Source organism: Rhodococcus aetherivorans, assembly GCF_025722975.1.
Lineage (GTDB): Bacteria > Actinomycetota > Actinomycetes > Mycobacteriales > Mycobacteriaceae > Rhodococcus > Rhodococcus aetherivorans.
Genome location: NZ_CP106982.1, coordinates 4,640,549 through 4,657,831 on the forward strand (window position 1 = coordinate 4,640,549; position 17,283 = coordinate 4,657,831).

The window sequence follows — 17,283 nt, forward strand, 5'->3', positions numbered from 1 at the left end:
GGAGATCGGGCGAGCAGGGTGCACGACTCCCACCACGGCCGCCGTCGTCGGATTCGTCCCACCGGAGATTTGCCCCCGGGCGCGGAAATGTCAACCTGCCCGAGACAGGTCGGTGACCGGGCATCGGGCGGGCGGGCATCGGCGGGCCGACGCCCCGGGTGCCTAAGGTGGGCCGCACAGGTGACCGCGGCGTGCCGCGCGGTCGAATCGAGGAGGAACCGACGATGAGTGCACGTACTCCCAGCGATCGCACCCCCAGCCAGTGGGAGGAGATCACCGCTGCCGATCCCGCGCATTCCACGTGGTACGTGGAGCGTTTCCGGTCGATGGCGGCGGAGGGCAAGGACATCGTCGGGGAGGCACGCCTGGTCGACGCGATGCTCGGCCGCGGCGGACGGGTCCTCGACGCGGGGTGCGGACCGGGCCGGCTCGGTGGCTATCTGCACGATGCCGGTCACGTGGTGGTCGGCGTCGATGTCGATCCGGTGCTGATTGCCGCCGCGGAGGAGGACCATCCCGGCCCGACCTGGCTCGTCGGTGATCTCGCCGAGCTGGATCTGCCGGCCCGCGGGGTCGCGGCCGACTTCGACGTCATCGTCTGCGCGGGCAACGTGATGACGTTCCTGGCGCCGTCCACCCGGGGCGCGGTACTGGCGGGATTCGCCCGTCATCTCGCGCCCACCGGCCGGGCGGTCGTGGGGTTCGGGGCCAACCGGGGCTACGAGTTCCCGCAGTTCCTCGCCGACGCCGCGGCCAACGGTCTCGTGGTGGACCTGAAGCTCTCGACCTGGGATCTGCGCCCGTTCACCGACGAGTCCGAATTCCTGGTGGCGGTGATGTCGCGCGCGGACTGATCGCCGGCGTCGGGGCCGGACCAGCAGGCCCCCGATCACATCCCGCTGGATGTGTCCTCCCTCACATCGTGTTACCCGTCGGTAGGAGTCGGGTAGCCGAATCGTGTCACGTCGGTGAGCCCCATCGATGACATCGACCGAAGGAGCGAACGCACGATGACCAAGACCGACACCGCTACGTTGCTCACACAGCTGCGAGCACTGCTCGACCTGACCAACACCGAGATCCAGGTCGCCGAGACCCGCATTCCCCAGGCCCGCACCGACGCGGTCCGCCGCGAACTGACCGAGAACGCCGCCAACGGCCGGGCCCGCGCCGAAGCCATCGAGCGCACCGTCCGCGAGCTGGGCGGACTGCCCGACGTCATCGGCCCGTTCGTCGGCCGCGCCGCCGCCGCGGTGAAGGCCATGGCCGAACAGGCCCAGCCGTTCGACGAGGCACTGCTGGGCGACCTCGCGCTCGAGCACCAGCTACTCGACCGCGCCCGCTACCTCAAGGCCCTCGCCACGGCGGCCCAGGCCCCCGCGGTCGTCGGCCTGGCCGACCGGCTGATCACCGCCCACAGCGCGACCGTGGAGTGGCTGACCACCGTCCTGGCCGAGGATGCGCTCGGCGGACCCGCCGCGCTGCGGCGCACCCCGCTGCAGGCCGCCGCGGGCGCCGCGGTCCGCATCGTCAACCTGCCCGTGACGTGGTCCGCGCGCGGTATCGACCGCGCGATCGACGCCGCCCGCTCGACGCGGCCCGCCTTCGGCGCGCTGCTGGCGCGCGGCGCCCACGCCGGCGACGTCGCCACGAAGACCCTGACGGCCAGCCGGGACGCGGCGCTCGAGACCGCCGAACGGATCACCCGCCGCGAAGGTGCGGACGGGACCGCCCGGGCGATCCACACGGCCCGCAGTGCCACCGGAATCCTCACTGCCGAGGAACTCCCGATCCCCGACTACGACAGCCTCAACGTCTCCCAGGCGGTCGCCGCCGTCAAGGAACTGACCGAACCGGCCGACGTGCGCGCGATCGTCGCGTACGAGGAGGCCCACAAGAACCGGCACGGCGTCGTGTCGGCCGCCCAGACCCGCCTGGCCGCCATCGCCCAGGAGGTCGTCGGGCTCCACTGATCACACGCCCCAGGAGATCGCCGGGTTCCGCGCCGCGGGGCCCGGCGGTCGCTTGTGAGCCGGGCAGTCCCGCGCGGGCGGGAATCTCCCCCGGTCCCATTGCGTACGTGGATGATTCGACGCACCGCGCGACCGGCTGCGAATCCCGGTGCCGGAAGGGATCAACCACGAACCACAGGACCCCCGGGCACCCTCGTCCCGGAAGCATCCGGTTTCGGACGTCGGCGGCACACCGAGGAATCTGCCGCCTCACCCCACGTCTCGTCGCGACCCGCGGCGGGACGAGACGGCAGGCGGTGGGATGATGACGGGCGTGCCGATGCCCTCACCGCTCCCCGTCAAGAACGGGGTCGGACCGACGCGCCTGCGCGTCCCGACGTCCGGTCCGTGGGCAACGATCGCCGCGTACGTCGTCGCGAGGTTCGACCACCTGGACGCCGACGACCTGTACCGACGGTTCGACGCCGGCGAGATCGTGGGCTCCGACGGCAGTGCGATCGGTCGCGGCACCGCGCTGGGCGCGCATCGGTTCGTCTGGTACTACCGCGATCTGCCGGTGGAGGAACCGATGCCGTTCCACGAGGAGATCCTGCATGTCGACGACGACCTCGTCGTGATCGACAAGCCGCACTTCCTCCCGACCACTCCGGGCGGACGATACCTGCGCGAGTCCGCGCTCGTCCGGTTGCGGACCCGCCTCGACAACCCGGACCTGACGCCGATCCATCGACTCGACCGAGCGACCGCCGGCCTGGTGATGTTCTCGGCCCGTCCCGCGACGCGCGGCGCATACCAGTCGCTGTTCGAAAAGCGGCGGGTCGTGAAGGTTTACGAGGCGGTGTCGGCGCGACCACCCGGGTGGGACCCGGACGCACCGGCGCTTGCCGGGCGCGCCCTGCCCATCGTCTACCGCAACCACATCGAGGCGCGGCGCGGGGAGTTACGGGTGGTCGTCGACAACTTCCGTGAGCCCAACGCCGAGACGGTGGTCGATGTGAGTGGGACCGGCGTGAGCGCCTCCGGACGTGCTGTGCTGCACACGGTTCTGCGTCCACACACCGGACGGATGCACCAGTTGCGGGTGCATCTGGCAGCGCTCGGCGCCGGGATCCTGGGCGACCGTTGGTATCCCGACCTGCTGCCCGAGGCCCCGGACGATCATTCCCTCCCACTCCAATTGCTCGCGCGGGAACTGGAGTTCAGCGATCCGCTGTCGGGGACGCCGCGACGGTTCGTCACCCGCCGGACGCTGTGCGAGGCACCCGTGCCGGGGCGCTGAGCGCCGCGCGTGCGCGGCCGGGTGACGTCGCGCTCGGCAACCCGGTGGACGCGACGGCCGAGGTCGCCGCCCGGATCGAGCAGTGGCGACGCGAGCAGAAGCGGTCGGCGCGGCGCCTCGCCCTCGCGCCGGCCGCGGCATCGGGCACATCCACCGCATCGTCACCGACACCGGCTCGTGAGCAAACGCCGAGCCGGTGCCGCCAACGTCGTGGCTCTTACATCTAGACGTTGAAGCGGAACTCCACGACGTCGCCGTCCGCCATCACGTAGTCCTTGCCCTCCATGCGGACCTTGCCCCGGGCCTTCGCCTCGGCCATCGACCCGGCCGAGTCGAGGTCCTCGAAGGAGACGACCTCGGCCTTGATGAAGCCCCGCTCGAAGTCGGAGTGGATGACGCCGGCGGCCTGCGGTGCGGTCGCACCCTGCGGGATGGTCCATGCACGAGCCTCTTTCGGCCCGGCGGTGAGGTAGGTCTGCAGGCCGAGAGTGTGGAAGCCGACGCGGGCGAGCGAGTGCAGGCCCGGCTCGGTCTGGCCGATGGACTCGAGGAGCTCCTGGGCCTCGTCGGGCTCGAGTTCGATCAGCTCGGATTCGACCTTCGCGTCGAGGAACACACAGTCGGCCGGGGCGACGGCCGCGCGGAGTTCCTGCTGCTTCGCCTCGTCGGTGAGCACCGCCTCGTCGGCGTTGAACACGTACAGGAACGGCTTGGTCGTCATGAGGTTCAGCTCGCGCAGCAGGCCGAAGTCGAGCGAGTCCTTCGCCGCGAACAGGGTCTTCCCCTCGTTGAGCACGCCCTGGGCCTTGACGGCCTCGTCGAACTGCGGCTTGAGTTCCTTGTTCTTCTTCGCCTCCTTCTCGAGGCGCGGCAGGGCCTTCTCCAGGGTCTGCAGGTCGGCGAGGATCAGCTCCGTCTCGATGATCTCGATGTCCGCGAGCGGATCGACGCGGCCGTCGACATGGACGACGTCGTCGTCGGCGAACACCCGCACGACCTGGCAGATGGCCTCGGCCTCCCGGATGTTGGCGAGGAACTTGTTGCCGAGCCCGGCACCCTCGGAGGCGCCCTTGACGATGCCGGCGATGTCGACGAACGACACGGTCGCGGGCAGGATCCGCTGCGACCCGAAGATCTCGGCGAGCCGCTCCAGCCGCGGATCCGGCAGTTCGACGACGCCGACGTTCGGCTCGATGGTGGCGAACGGGTAGTTCGCGGCAAGCACTTCGTTCTTGGTCAGCGCGTTGAACAGCGTCGACTTTCCGACGTTGGGAAGACCGACGATTCCGAGGGTTAGGCTCACGGAATCGATATTCTACGTGGTCGCGGTCGCGCCCCTTCCATCCCCACGGCGTGCGACGGCCACCAGCCACTCGGCGTCGTCGTGCCACGGCCGCAGGTCCCAGGTGGCGAAGCGGTGCTCGAGGCTCAGGCCGGCGGCCGCGAGGTCGGCGGCGAACCGCGACGGGCGGTATGCCGCGCCGGTGGTGAAGCCGGCGACGAACACCCCACCGGGACGCAGATGCGCGGCGATCCGCTCGAGCACGGTCCGCTCCGAACCGGGCGCGAGGAACATCATCACGTTGCCGGCCGAGACCACCGCGTCGAACCGCTCGCCCGGCAGATCCAGCTGTGCCAGGTCGGCGAGATGCACGGTCAGCTCCGGGTGCGCCCGGGCCTCCTCCACGAGCACCGGGTCGAGGTCGACGGCGGTCACGCTGTGGCCACGCCGGGCCAGCTCGAGCCCGACACGGCCGGTGCCGCAGCCGGCGTCGAGGATCCGCGCGCCGCGCGGAACGAGCACGTCGACGAACCGGGCCTCCCCGTGCAGATCCGTCCCCGCATGGGCGAGCTCGGCGAACCGCTCGATGTAGGCCCGGGAATCCCCGGCACTGCGCTCGGACTGCCATCGCGTCGCGGACATGGGCCCGATGCTAGCCCGGGCCGCGGGCGTCAGCAGGCGACGCGGACGAGCTGCGAGATCCGGCCGGCCTGATCCTCGGTGGGAGCGGTGTCCCCGTTCTGTGCCAGCTCCCCGACCTTCGCGATCACCTCCTGATCGCTCGCGCCGGAGTCGATCAGTGGGCACGTCTCGATGACGATCGCCTCGATGGAGGCGTCGTCGCGGTCGGCGGCGAGGTTGGGATAGCCCGTGCGGAACGCGGCGACGAACGTCGCGAGCTTCGCCTCGTCGAAGGCGCCGCGCGCCCGCTCGGCCACGCTCGACGCGGCGGAGGCGAGGCTCGAGGCCGCCCCGCCGAGCGTCGTGCGCGCCGCATCGGATTCGTTCGACGCGTCGTCACCGGAACTGCAGGACACGAGCACGACGGCCGCGGCACCCGCGGCCAGCACGGCGGTGAGCTTCCTCATGATCAGAGCCTGCCACGATCCGGGTGTTCGCGCCGGTGAACCGCCCCGCGGGGCGCGGTTCCCGTAGATTGCAGACGAGCCCGATCCACGTCGTCGAGAGCATCGGAAGGACCGTCCGTTGAGCGATGTGCAGAGCACCGAGCGGAAGCCACCGGCACCGAAACCGGACCGCACCACGCTGATCGCCTCCGGCGGGTTGACGCTGGCGAAGTGGTCGGCGGCGTTGGTGGTGATCGCGGCGGGCGCACTGGTCATCGGCTGGATCATCGAGAAGATGTGGGTGATCGTCCTGCCCGTGGCGCTGGCGATCGTCATCGCCACGATGCTGTGGCCGCCCACCCGCGGCATGATGAAGCGCGGCGTGCCGCCGGCGGCCGCGGCGGGCCTGACCCTGTTCCTGTTCTTCGCGATTCTCGGCGGCATCATCGCCGGCATCGTCCCGTCGGTGGTGGCGCAGGCGCCGGAGCTTGCGAACAAGACCACCGACGGCATCAACAAGGTGCTGGACTGGGTGCAGGGCCCCCCGGTCAATCTGAAGGACGAGCAGCTCGAGAACGCCACGCAGGTGGTGATCGACAAGGTCCAGGAGAGCGGCGCGACCATCGCCAGCGGCGTGTTCACCGGTGTCAGCACGGCCGGTTCCCTGCTGGTGACGATCGGTCTGGTACTCGTCCTGGTGTTCTTCTTCATCAAGGACGGCCCGCGGTTCATCCCGTGGGTGCACGCCGTCGGCGGCGGTCGCGCCGGGCGGCACCTCGAGGAGGTGCTGATCCGGATGTGGAACACCCTCGGCGGTTTCATCCGCACCCAGGCGCTCGTCAGCTTCATCGACGCGTTCTTCATCGGCCTGGGGTTGGTCATCCTCGGGGTGCCCCTCGCGCCCGTGCTGGCGATCCTCACGTTCATCGGCGGGTTCATCCCGATCGTGGGTGCCTTCGTCGCCGGAGCGCTCGCCGTCCTCGTGGCGCTGGTCGCGAACGGTCTGACCACCGCGATCATCGTTCTCGTCATCATCATCGCGGTGCAGCAGCTCGAGGGGAACGTGCTGCAGCCCGTGCTGCAGTCACGCAGCATGCACCTGCACGCGGTGGTGGTGCTGCTCGCCGTCACCGCCGGGACGTCGCTGTTCGGGATCATCGGTGCGTTCCTCGCCGTCCCCGTCGCGGCCGTCGCCGCGGTGGTGCTGCGCTACGTCGGCGAGCAGATCGACGAACGCAGCGCCACGCCGGAGGAGCCCGAAACTGCCGGGGAGGAGACCCCGGCGCTGCCGCCGGGACCGGCGGCAGCCGAGCCGGGCCCGGCCTGATCGGCGGGGCTCAGCTCGCGATCTCCACCGTGGATCCGGTGCGGCCGCGCACGACGTGCAGGCGGCTGGGGATGCGCTGACGCATCTCGTCGACGTGGCTGACCACGCCGACGACGCGGCCGCCGGCGCGTAGCTCGTCGAGCACCCCCATCACCGCGTCGAGCGCGTCGGCGTCGAGCGTGCCGAACCCCTCGTCGATGAACATCGTGTCGAGCACCAGTCCCCCGGATTCGGCGGCGACGACGTCCGCGAGCCCGAGGGCCAGCGCCAGCGACGCCTGGAACGACTCGCCGCCCGAGAGGGTCTTCGTCGACCGCACCACACCGGTGTACTCGTCGTGGATGTCGAGGCCGAGGCCGCCGCGCTTGCCGTGCGTGCCGGCGGCATCGGAGTGCACGAACTCGTAGCGGCCGCCGGACATGCGCCGCAGCCGCACCGACGCCGACTCGGCCACCTCCTCGAGGCGCGCCGCGAGGACGTACGAGCGCAGCGACATCTTGCGCGTGTTCTGCCCGGTGCCCGCGACGACGTCGGCGAGCGCTGCGAGTTCGGCCTGCTCGTCCCGCAGCGGCACCAGCTTGGCGTACTCCTCTTCGAGGCGCGCCGCGAACTTCTCGATGTCGGCGTGGCGCCGCTCGGCCTCGGAGGCCGCGGACACCGCCGCGGCCAGCGCGGCCGCGCTCCGGGTGACCGCCGCCTCCGGTTCCGTCAGGTCCACCGGGTCGTCGCCGACCCGGGCGGTGTCCGGGTCGTCGAGCACGGCCTGCGCGGCCGCACGCCGGTCCGCCGCCGCGCGCAGGGCCTGCTCGATCTCGCGGAGGCGCGAATCGGGGCGCACCGCCGAGAGTGCCTGCTCGATGCTCGCGAACCCGGCCCGTTCGGCGGCTGCCGCCGCCTCCTGGGCCCGCTCGCGCGCGACCGTCGCGGCGTTCGCGGCCCGCACCCGGGCGTCGAGCAGGTTCGCCGCGGCACCGGCGAGCGCCGCGATCCGACGTCGGCGGGCGGCGAGGGAGTCCTCGGCACCGGCCGCCGCGGTGATGCGGGTGCGGATCTCGTCGGCCTCTGCCGCGGCGCTCTCCTCGCGGTGCGCGGCCTGGGCGGCTTCGACGTCCACCGCGTGCGCCTGCTCGCGCAGGTCCGCGTCGAGCCCGCGCAGCCGGGCGATCTCGCCGCGATGGCGCTCGCGTTCGGCGGCGGTGGCCGCCGTCGCGGCGTGCGTGGCGGCGGCCGCGGCCCGCATCTCGGTGAGCGTGTCGAGACCGGCGTCACCGCAGCGCTGCCGCAGCACCGCGACGGTGTTGGCCGCGTCCGCGACCGCCGCCTGCGCCCGCGTCAGTTCCGCGGCGGCTCGCTGCTCGGCCTCCCGGGCGGCGTCCTCGTCCGCCTTGGTCGCGGTGTCCGAGGCGGGCCGGGCCGGGTTCGGGTGCGCCGTGGCTCCGCACACCACGCACGGACGCCCGTCGACCAGATCGGTGGCCAGCTCGGCGGCCATCCCGGCGATGCGGCGCTCGCGCACGTCGAGCAGGGCGGTGCGGGCGTCGTGGTGTGCGTCGCGCAGGGCGACGACCTCGTCCTCGAGGCGTCGCAGCCGGGGGGCCCGGTCCTGGAGTTCGGTGGCGGCCGCGAGGGCGTCGGTGGCCCGCGCCAGTTCGGCCTCGAGCCGGGGCAGCGTGGCCGCGGCCCGCTCGGACCGGCGCGCGGCCTCCTCCGCGGCGTCGCGGCGGCCCGGAAGTCCCTCCAGTTCCGCGGCGATCCGCTCGGCGCGCACGGCCAGGTCGCGCCGCTGCTGCTGCAGGGCGACGCGGTCGGCCTCGAGCCGGGTCAGGCGCTGCTCCTGTTCGAGCAGGGCGTCGAGGCGGACCACCTCTGCAGACCACCGCTGTTCGTGGGGGCGGATCAGAGCGCGGTCGGTTTCGGCGGGGGAACCGTCGAGCTCGGCGGCGAGGGCCTGTCCCTCCCCGTCGGCGGCGAGCGGGGCGGCCGCGGCCACCGCGGCGGCGTGTGCGGCGGCGGCGGCCTCCGCGGCGCGGTGCGCGTCGCGGGCGACGTCGACGACCGGCGCCGCCCGCCGGGCCGTCTCGAGTTCCGTGGACAGGGTCTGCAGCTCGCCGGCCCCGGCATCGAGGTCGGCGAGTTCGGCGACCGCGCGGGCGCGTCGTTCCTGGCACCGTCGCAGCTCGGTCGCCTCGGCGAGGACCGCCCGGTCGCGGGTGTCGTCGGCGCGCGCGACGTCGAGCGCCGCGAGCGCGAGATCGCGGCTCTCGGCGGCGTCGTCGCGCAGCCGGTGCGCCCACACGACCGGTTCGGCGTCGGCGCCGGCCTCGAGGCCGGCCGCGGCGCTGACCTTGGCGAGCAGCAGGTCGACGGCGCGTTGCTGTTCTTCGAGGCGTTTGGCGGCGGTGCTGCGGCGGTCCTTGAACCAGCGCTCGACGGAGCCGAATCGCGTGGTGTCGAACAGCCGCTCGAGCAGCTTGCCGCGGTCCTCGCTGTCGGCGCGCAGGAACTTCGCGAACTCGCCCTGCGGCAGCAGCACCACCTGGAAGAACTGCTCGGCACTCATCCCGAGCAGGCGCCGGACGGCGTCCCCGATGTCGGGCAGTCGAGAGAGGTGCTCGCCCGAGCCGTCGAGCCAGGTCAGGCTCGCCTTGGCATTCTGCTTGACGGTCCCGGTCCCGCGCAGCTTCGGGCGCTCGTAGTCGGGACTGCGCACGATCCGCAGCCGCCGGCCCGCGATGGTCGCCTCGAGACTCACCTGCGGTGCGGTGCTGGCGGGGGCGTGGTCCGACAGCAGCCGGCGTCCGTCGGCGCGGGCTCCGGGCACCGTGCCGTACAGGGCGAACGCCACCGCGTCGAGAATGGAGGTCTTGCCGGCGCCGGTGCGGCCGTGCAGCAGGAACAGGCCGTCCGCGCCGAGCTCGTCGAAGTCCACCCGCACGGTGTCGGCGAACGGCCCGAACGCGGTGATCTCCAGCTGGTGCAGCCTCACGCGGACGCCTCCCCCGGTGCGACGGTCTGCTCGGTCCCGACGCCCGCGGCACGGTCGACGTCGCGCAGCGCCTGCTGCACCCAGCGCAGCTCCCGCTCGGACGGCTCCGATCGCACATCGGCCAGGAATCCGCGGGTGACGTCGAGGTCGCTTCGGCCGCGCACCTTCTGCCGGTAGGTGACGGTCGATGCCGCGACGGGCGGTTCCCACTCGACGTGGACGGCACGGGGGAAACGGGACTGCAGCCGACGCATCGCGTCGAGGGGGCGCACGGCGTCGGTGAGGACGGCCGAGACGTAGTGGTCTTCCGCCCCGGTGTGCGCGACGTCGGTGAGCAGGTCGTCGAGGACGCCGGTGAGACGGCTCAGGCCCCGCACGACCGGCAGGTCGACGCGCTCGACGGCCGCCCGCCCGGTGGCGTCCAGATCGACGAGCCACACGGCCTTGCGGTGGGTGCGTTCGCCGAACGAGTACGGCAGCGGCGAGCCCGAGTAGCGGATGTGCTCGGCGACGGTCTGTGGGGAGTGGAGGTGACCGAGCGCGACGTAGTCGACGCCGTCGAACGCCGACGCCGGGACGGTTTCGACGCCGCCGACCGAGATCGACCGTTCGGAGCCGGCGGCCTCGGCGCCGACGACGAAGGCGTGGGCGAGCACCACTGCGCGAACGCCGCGGGCGCGCGCGTCGGCGCGGACCCGGTCCATCGCCGCCCCGAGGATCTCCGCGTGCGAGCGGGCCTCGGGCACCCCCAGTTCGGCGCGGGTGATCTCCGGCTCCAGATAGGGGATGCCGTAGAAGGCGACGGTGCCGTGGGCGTCGTCGAGCAGGACGGGCCGGTCGACCTGGGAGACCCGGGTGATCAGGTGCAGCCCGCCCTCGGCGGCGAATGCCGCGGCGGCGCCGAGACGGACGGGTGAGTCGTGGTTGCCGGACGTCGCGACGATGACGGCGCCGGCCCGGCGGATCGCCTCGAATCCCGCATTGCACACCGCGACGGCATCCGCGCTCGGGATGGACCGGTCGTAGACGTCGCCGGCCACCACCACCACGTCGACGCGCCGCTCGGCGACGAGGTCGGCGAGGGCAGCGAGGGCCTGCGCCTGGTCGGACAACAGATCCACGCCGTGGAAGGTGCGGCCGATGTGCCAGTCCGAGGTGTGCAGGATCCGCATGCCGTCAGACCGTAGAGCAGCGCACCGACACGACATCTCCCGGTCCGGGTGAGCCTGTCGGTCGTCTCGGGCATCATGCGCACCATGACGGCACTCACGGCACTCGCGTTGCTCGCCGCCCTCGCACTCGGCGCGGTTCTCGGCTGGTTGCTGCACGCCGCGCGCAGCGGCGACCGCGCCGCGCGGGCGGAGGCCCAGCTCGCGGCCCTGCGCGAGAACGAAGCGCAACTACGGCAGGCGCTCGGTGCCGTGAGCGAGGATTCCGCCCGCCGGCATTCCGGTGCGATCGGCGAGCAGGTCTCACGTCTCGTCGGGCCGTTGCAGGAGGCGGTGGGAGCCCTCGCGCGGCAGGTGGAGCACGTCGAGCGGAACCGGGTGCACGCCTACGCCGGCCTGACCGAGCAGGTCGAGGGCATGCACCGCGCCTCGCAGCTGCTCTCGACGCAGACGCAGCAGCTGGTGACGGCCCTGCGCGCCCCGCAGGTGCGCGGACGATGGGGCGAGATCCAGCTCGAACGCGTGGTCGAGCTCGCCGGGATGGTGCGGCACTGCGACTTCGACACCCAGGTCGCCAAGGACGGGGTGCGCCCGGATCTGCTGGTGTATCTCGCCGGCGGCAAGCAGATCGTCGTGGATGCGAAGGTGCCGTTCGCCGCCTATCTCGACGCCGCCCAGGAGGAGGACGTCGCCCGGCGGGACCAGCACCTGGTGCGGCACGCCCGCCAGGTGCGCACGCATATCGATCAGCTCTCGGCGAAGGCCTACTGGGAGTCGTTCGATCCGACGCCCGAGTTCGTGGTGCTGTTCGTCCCCGGCGACCCGTTCCTCGATGCGGCGCTGGCTGCGGATTCGGAGCTGCTCGAGTACGCGTTCGCCCGGAACGTGATCCTGGCCACTCCTACCACCCTCGTCGCGCTGCTGCGCACCATCGCGCACACGTGGCGGCAGGAGGCCCTGTCGAAGGAGGCCGCGACGATCCACCAGCTCGGCCGGGAGCTGTACCAGCGGATCGGCGTCGTCGGGGGGCACCTCGATCGGCTCGGATCCCAGCTGGGCAAGGCCGTCGACTCGTTCAATCTGACCGTCGCGTCGATGGAGTCCCGGGTGGCGGTGACGGCGCGGAAGCTGAGCGAACTGGAGATCTTCGACGGCGAGCACCCGGAGGTGCGACCGGTCGACGCGTGGCCGCGCCGCACGACTCCGACCGACATCTCCGAGTCCGGCGGTCCTGTCGACGAAGCAAGTTGACCCGATGGGTCTAGTGTCGACATGTGTCTGCAACGCAACGTGCTCGCTCGGCGGTGCCGCTCGACATGCGGTCGGTGGCGCCCACTGTGCCTGGCGTCCCGTGGTGGGGCGCGATCCTCGTCGCGGCGGGCTCGACCCTGCTCGGCTTCCTCATCGACGCGGCACGCGGTAACGAGCTCGGCTCGGCGTTCTCCGCGTTCTACGTGCTCGGATGCATCGCGGCGGTGGCGGCCGTGCAGCACCGGGCGCTGTTCACGGCGATGGCGCAGCCGCCGCTGCTGCTCCTCGTCGCCGTCCCGATCGCGCAGGAGTTCCTCGTCGAATCCGGCGGCGGCGGCCTGAAGGATCTGGCGCTCAACGTCGCGTATCCGCTGGTGAACCGCTTCCCCGTGATGCTCACCGCCACGGTGGCGGTCCTGGTCGTCGGCGGCCTGCGGATCTTCCTGAGCCGGCCCCCGGTGCCGGCTCCGGCCCGAGCGGGCAGGAGGAGCGCACGCGCGGCAGCGCGTGCGGCCAAGGCCCCGTCGCGGGCCGCGCAGCAGGACCGCGACACCGCCGTGCCCGCGAAGCCGGCGCGGGGCCGTCGCGGGCGCCCGGCCGCGCGGCCGCCCGCCTCCACCAAGGCCAGCGTGCGGCAGGTGGCGGACACGCGCGACAACCCGGTGGTGCGGCGCCGCACCACGGCCCCGGCCCCGGCTCCGGACGCGGTCCGTCGCGGCGCAACCGAACCGGCCGCGGCACGTGACGTCGCCGACCGGCCGCGGCGCAGCGAACCGGCACCGCGACGGGCCGCCGAGGCCCGCCGGGAATACGACCGGCGCGGCGACCACCGGACCCGCACCGACCGGCCCTACGAGCGGGGCGATGTTCCCCCGCCGCCCCGCAGGCAGTCCCCGGTTCCGGAGACCCCGGAATACCGGCGGCCCCGGGTGCGCTACCGGGACCGGTACGAGGACTGAGCGTGCCCGATCAGGCGCGCCGCGCGGAGCGCAGTTCCCGGGGCAGCGCGAACACCAGGGTCTCGTTGGCCGTGGTCACCGACTGCACGTCGGCGAAGCCGTGCTCGGCGAGCAGGTCGATCACGCCGCGCACCAGAACCTCCGGCACCGATGCGCCCGAGGTGATCCCGACGGTCTGCACGCCCTCGAGCCAGGCCGGGTCGACCTCGCGGGCGTAGTCGACGAGATGCGCGGCCCGGGCACCGGCACCCAGCGCCACCTCCACGAGCCGCACCGAGTTCGACGAGTTGCGCGAGCCCACGACGATGACGAGGTCGCATTCGGGCGCCATCGCCTTGACCGCCACCTGCCGATTCTGGGTGGCGTAGCAGATGTCGTCGCTCGGGGGGTCCTGCAGCAGGGGGAACTTCGTGCGCAGCCGCTGGACCGTCTCCATGGTCTCGTCGACGCTGAGGGTGGTCTGCGACAGCCAGATCACCTTGGCCTCGTCGCGCACGGTGACGTGGTCGACCGCGTCGGGCCCGTCGACGAGCTGGACGTGGTCGGGAGCCTCGCCGGCGGTGCCTTCCACCTCCTCGTGACCCTCGTGACCGATGAGCAGGATGTCGTAGTCGTCGCGGGCGAAGCGCTTGGCCTCCTGGTGCACCTTCGTCACCAGCGGGCACGTGGCATCGATGGTGCGCAGGTTGCGTTCGGCGGCGGAGGCGTGCACCGCGGGCGAGACACCGTGCGCCGAGAACACCAGCACCGCGCCCGCCGGCACCTGGTCGGTCTCGTCGACGAAGACCACGCCACGCTCGGCGAGGGTCTCGACCACGTGACGGTTGTGGACGATCTCCTTGCGGACGTAGATCGGGGCACCGTGCTTCTCGAGTGCCTTCTCCACCGTTTCGACGGCCCGGTCGACGCCGGCGCAGTACCCGCGCGGCTCGGCGAGCAGGACGCGCTTACCGGCAGCAGGTGAACCGGCCGACCGAGTGATTCCGACTTCGAGGGGAACAGGCGCAGACATGCCTCCAGGGTACGGGCCGTTCGCGGGGTCGGCCCTCGTCGGCTACCAATCGGGCGGCACGTGAGGCAGTCTGTTTCTCATGATCCGTCCACCGTTCATGGCGCGGGTGGCGGCCGGGCTGGCCGTCACCGCGTACGAAGAGACCCTCAAGCTGCCGTCCACCGCGGTCGCGCTGCCGATGACCACGGTCAGCCAGATCCTTCAGACAACGATGCGGATCCAGCAGACGATGACGTCGCTCGCCATCAAGGGCGACCAGCTGTTCGAGCTGCTCGGCGCGGCCCCCGCCGAGGAGCCGTCATGGGCCACCTTCGACGACGACGCCGAGGTGCCGGCGGGCACTGCCGAGATGTCGACCGCCGCAGCGCCGGGGCGGTTCGCGCTCTACTCGATGCCGCCGGCCGCGGAGGCCGCGGTGCCGGTGGCCGCCGGCCCGAAGGCGGGCAAGTCCCCCGTCGCCGAGACGGAGACCGCCGGCTCCGGCGCCGCCGAGACCGGGTCGCCCGCCGAGTCCACCGCCGCGAAGATCAGCGCCGGCAAGACCGCCGTCGGCGGCGCCGACGCGGCCGGGGGCAAATCCGCGAAGAAGGCGGCGAAGAAGACGGCCGCCGGGAGCGCGGCAGGATCCGAGGTGCCCGAGATCGTCGAACTGCTCGACTACCCGTCGCTGACCCTGGCACAGCTGCGGGCCCGGATGCGCACCCTGTCGGTCGAGGACCTGCGGGCGCTGCTCGAGTACGAGAGCGCCACGCGCGCACGCGACCCGTTCGAGACCATGCTGTCCAACCGGATCGCGAACGCAAGCACCAAGTGACCTCCGCGCCCACGGTCACCCCGTCCAACTCCGCGGAGCATCCGTGGCCGGTCCGGACCGTCTCGCAGAAGGTCGCCGGCTGGATCGACCGGCTCGGTTCGGTCTGGGTGGAGGGCCAGATCACCCAGCTCAACGTGCGTCCCGGCACCCGCACCGCGTTCCTCACGTTGCGGGATCCGTCGGCGGACATGTCGCTGTCGGTGACGTGCTCGCCGCAACTGGTGCAGAACTCCCCCGTACCGCTCACCGAGGGCAGCCGGGTGGTGATGTTCGGCAAGCTGTCGTTCTGGACCGGCCGCGGCACCCTCGCCCTGCGGGTCACCGAGATCCGCGCCGTCGGTATCGGCGAACTCCTCGCCCGCATCGAGCGGCTGCGTGCGCTGCTCGCGGCCGAGGGACTGTTCGACCCTCGGCTCAAGCGGCCCCTGCCGTTCCTGCCGCAGCGGATCGGTCTGATCACCGGGCGCGCGAGCGCCGCCGAGCGGGACGTGCTCAGCGTCGCGCAGCGCCGATGGCCGGCCGTCCGTTTCGAGATCCGCAACACCGCCGTCCAGGGGCCCACCGCGGTCCCGCAGATCCTGGATGCGCTCGAGGAACTCGACGCCGACCCGTCCGTCGACGTCATCGTGCTCGCGCGCGGCGGCGGCAGCGTGGAGGACCTGCTGCCGTTCTCGGACGAGGCGCTGTGCCGCGCGATCGTCCGGTGCACGACGCCGGTGGTCAGCGCCATCGGGCACGAACCGGACAGCCCGCTGTCCGACCACGTCGCCGACCTGCGGGCGGCGACCCCCACCGACGCCGCCAAACGGATCGTGCCGGACGCGGTGGCCGAACAGGACCTGGTGGACGAGCTACGAGGGCGGTCGGCGGCGGCGCTGCGGAACTGGGTGCGCCGGGAGGAGCACGTGATCGAGCAGTTGCGCAGCCGGCCGGTGCTCGCAGACCCCCTGAGCACCGTCGACCGGCGAAGCGAGGAGATCGAGCGGCTGCGGCAGTGCGCCCGTCGCGACGTGACCCGCGCGATCGACGCCGAGGCCGCCCGGATCGAGCACCTCGGCGCGCGGCTCGCGACCCTCGGTCCCGCCGCCACCCTCGCCCGCGGCTACGCGGTGGTCCAGCGGGTGGTCCCCGACGGGGATCCGGAGGTGCTGCGGTCGGCCGGCGACGCACCGCCCGGCACCCAGCTGCGGGTGCGGGTCACCGACGGGGCGCTGCGCGCCGCCGTCATCGGACGAGAGAAGTGACGGGGAACGGATGAGCGAGACGAAGACCACGGCCGCGAGCGGCCCGAAGGACACGGCCGCGAGCGGCCCGAAGACCACCTCCGCGAGCGGCCCGAACGACGACGTGGCGGAGTTCGGCTACGAGCGTGCGCGCGACGAACTGGTCAACGTGGTCAAGATGCTCGAACAGGGTGGCTTGGACCTGGACGATTCGCTGGCGCTGTGGGAACGGGGCGAGGCGCTCGCGCGGCGCTGCGAGGAGCATCTCGCCGGTGCCCGGCAGCGTGTGGAGACCGCGCTGTCGCACGCCGACGACGACGAGGAGTGAGCGGAGCGGCTGCTAGGGCTGCAGCGGTTCGGCCGCACCCGCGGCGGTCGCCAGCTCGCGGAACTCGGCCTCGTCGCCGGAGCCGCCGATGAGGATCCGGACGTCGCCGAAGTCGGACACCCACAGCGGTTCGACGCCCTCGCCGCCGTAGACCACCCAGTCGCGGCCGGCGAGGCTCTGCGCCCCGGTCGCGGTGCGCGGCTCCCCGGCGACGAACCGCACCAGCTCGTCCTCCCCCGCATTCGACTGGGTGAACCGCACGTACCGGCCGTCAGGGGTGATGAATCCGACGGTGCTCGAATCGCCACCCTGCTCGCCGGTGATGATGCTGCGGCTGCCGGAGTTGGCCTGCCAGTCCTCGGGCACCTTCGGCTGCCGGATCGGGAAGTCCAGCTCGCGGGCGTCGTACTTCAGGCCGGCGTCGACGTCGAAGCTGGGCACGGGTCCCGCCGTGGGGCCGCCGGGGCTGAAGGAGCATTGGCTGGCGATCGCGGCCACGACGACCATGATCAGCAGAAGCGGGATCAGCGACCACGCCATGTCGCGCGTGTCGTGGAGAATGCGGGGTTTCTGGGAGGCCACGCTTCCAGTCTGACAGCCGTCCGCACCGATA

16 protein-coding genes are annotated in these 17,283 nt (G+C 72.4%); 9 read left to right on the plus strand and 7 right to left on the minus strand.

Going from position 1 to position 17,283, the window contains the following annotated elements:
* Positions 1–224: 224 nt before the first annotated feature.
* From OCS65_RS21050 to OCS65_RS21060, 3 genes are all read left to right on the plus strand, one after another.
* Positions 225–854, plus strand: a complete 630-nt coding sequence (locus OCS65_RS21050) for a class I SAM-dependent methyltransferase (RefSeq protein ID WP_029542256.1) — start codon at positions 225–227, stop codon at positions 852–854.
* A 156-nt stretch (positions 855–1,010) separates the two neighbouring features.
* The gene (locus OCS65_RS21055) at positions 1,011–1,973 is read left to right on the plus strand and encodes a DUF8129 domain-containing protein (protein WP_029542254.1); all 963 of its coding nucleotides are present in this window, start codon (positions 1,011–1,013) and stop codon (positions 1,971–1,973) included.
* Between the two features lie 301 nt (positions 1,974–2,274).
* Positions 2,275–3,252 (plus strand): pseudouridine synthase, encoded by a 978-nt coding sequence (locus OCS65_RS21060; RefSeq protein WP_029542252.1) that lies wholly within the window; start codon positions 2,275–2,277, stop codon positions 3,250–3,252.
* Positions 3,253–3,475: 223 nt separating this feature from the next.
* Here OCS65_RS21060 and ychF read toward each other — a convergent pair whose 3' ends face one another.
* The 3 genes from ychF to OCS65_RS21075 are packed head-to-tail and all read right to left on the minus strand — an operon-like array spanning position 3,476 to position 5,622.
* Complete coding sequence (gene ychF, locus OCS65_RS21065; protein ID WP_006934885.1) at positions 3,476–4,555, minus strand: redox-regulated ATPase YchF; 1,080 nt, start codon at positions 4,553–4,555, stop codon at positions 3,476–3,478.
* A gap of 12 nt (positions 4,556–4,567) precedes the next feature.
* Positions 4,568–5,176, minus strand: a complete 609-nt coding sequence (locus OCS65_RS21070; protein WP_263507502.1) for a class I SAM-dependent methyltransferase — start codon at positions 5,174–5,176, stop codon at positions 4,568–4,570.
* Between the two features lie 29 nt (positions 5,177–5,205).
* Positions 5,206–5,622, minus strand: a complete 417-nt coding sequence (locus OCS65_RS21075) for a hypothetical protein (RefSeq protein WP_263507504.1) — start codon at positions 5,620–5,622, stop codon at positions 5,206–5,208.
* A gap of 127 nt (positions 5,623–5,749) precedes the next feature.
* Between OCS65_RS21075 and OCS65_RS21080 the strand changes: the two genes are divergently transcribed.
* Positions 5,750–6,928, plus strand: a complete 1,179-nt coding sequence (locus tag OCS65_RS21080) for an AI-2E family transporter (RefSeq protein ID WP_029542245.1) — start codon at positions 5,750–5,752, stop codon at positions 6,926–6,928.
* Between the two features lie 10 nt (positions 6,929–6,938).
* On the opposite strand, the gene OCS65_RS21085 is transcribed toward OCS65_RS21080, so the two are convergent.
* Together OCS65_RS21085 and OCS65_RS21090 are read right to left on the minus strand one after the other, a co-directional pair.
* Positions 6,939–9,914, minus strand: a complete 2,976-nt coding sequence (locus OCS65_RS21085) for an AAA family ATPase (RefSeq protein WP_263507506.1) — start codon at positions 9,912–9,914, stop codon at positions 6,939–6,941.
* Positions 9,911–11,086: an exonuclease SbcCD subunit D gene (locus OCS65_RS21090; RefSeq protein ID WP_263507508.1), complete on the minus strand. Its 1,176-nt coding sequence runs from the start codon at positions 11,084–11,086 to the stop codon at positions 9,911–9,913. Before OCS65_RS21090 ends, OCS65_RS21085 begins: the two co-directional genes overlap by 4 nt.
* Before the next feature lie 84 nt (positions 11,087–11,170).
* Between OCS65_RS21090 and OCS65_RS21095 the strand changes: the two genes are divergently transcribed.
* Together OCS65_RS21095 and OCS65_RS21100 are read left to right on the plus strand one after the other, a co-directional pair.
* Positions 11,171–12,334: a DNA recombination protein RmuC gene (locus OCS65_RS21095; protein WP_029542241.1), complete on the plus strand. Its 1,164-nt coding sequence runs from the start codon at positions 11,171–11,173 to the stop codon at positions 12,332–12,334.
* 53 nt (positions 12,335–12,387) lie between these two features.
* Entirely contained in the window at positions 12,388–13,293 is a 906-nt protein-coding gene (locus OCS65_RS21100; RefSeq protein ID WP_050034828.1) for a DUF6542 domain-containing protein, read from the plus strand.
* A gap of 10 nt (positions 13,294–13,303) precedes the next feature.
* On the opposite strand, the gene OCS65_RS21105 is transcribed toward OCS65_RS21100, so the two are convergent.
* Complete coding sequence (locus OCS65_RS21105) at positions 13,304–14,305, minus strand: 4-hydroxy-3-methylbut-2-enyl diphosphate reductase (RefSeq protein WP_006932912.1); 1,002 nt, start codon at positions 14,303–14,305, stop codon at positions 13,304–13,306.
* 79 nt (positions 14,306–14,384) lie between these two features.
* Between OCS65_RS21105 and OCS65_RS21110 the strand changes: the two genes are divergently transcribed.
* From OCS65_RS21110 to OCS65_RS21120, 3 genes are all read left to right on the plus strand, one after another.
* Positions 14,385–15,119: a lipid droplet-associated protein gene (locus OCS65_RS21110; protein ID WP_050034827.1), complete on the plus strand. Its 735-nt coding sequence runs from the start codon at positions 14,385–14,387 to the stop codon at positions 15,117–15,119.
* Complete coding sequence (gene xseA / locus OCS65_RS21115; RefSeq protein ID WP_006932910.1) at positions 15,116–16,363, plus strand: exodeoxyribonuclease VII large subunit; 1,248 nt, start codon at positions 15,116–15,118, stop codon at positions 16,361–16,363. Before OCS65_RS21110 ends, xseA begins: the two co-directional genes overlap by 4 nt.
* A 103-nt stretch (positions 16,364–16,466) precedes the next feature.
* Positions 16,467–16,670 carry an exodeoxyribonuclease VII small subunit gene (locus OCS65_RS21120; protein WP_037201491.1) on the plus strand — a complete coding sequence of 68 codons (204 nt, stop codon included), beginning with the start codon at positions 16,467–16,469 and terminating at the stop codon, positions 16,668–16,670.
* A 12-nt stretch (positions 16,671–16,682) separates the two neighbouring features.
* Here OCS65_RS21120 and OCS65_RS21125 read toward each other — a convergent pair whose 3' ends face one another.
* A complete protein-coding gene (locus OCS65_RS21125) occupies positions 16,683–17,252 on the minus strand; it encodes a DUF4245 domain-containing protein (RefSeq protein WP_072634681.1) in 570 nt (189 codons plus the stop codon).
* Positions 17,253–17,283: the final 31 nt, after the last annotated feature.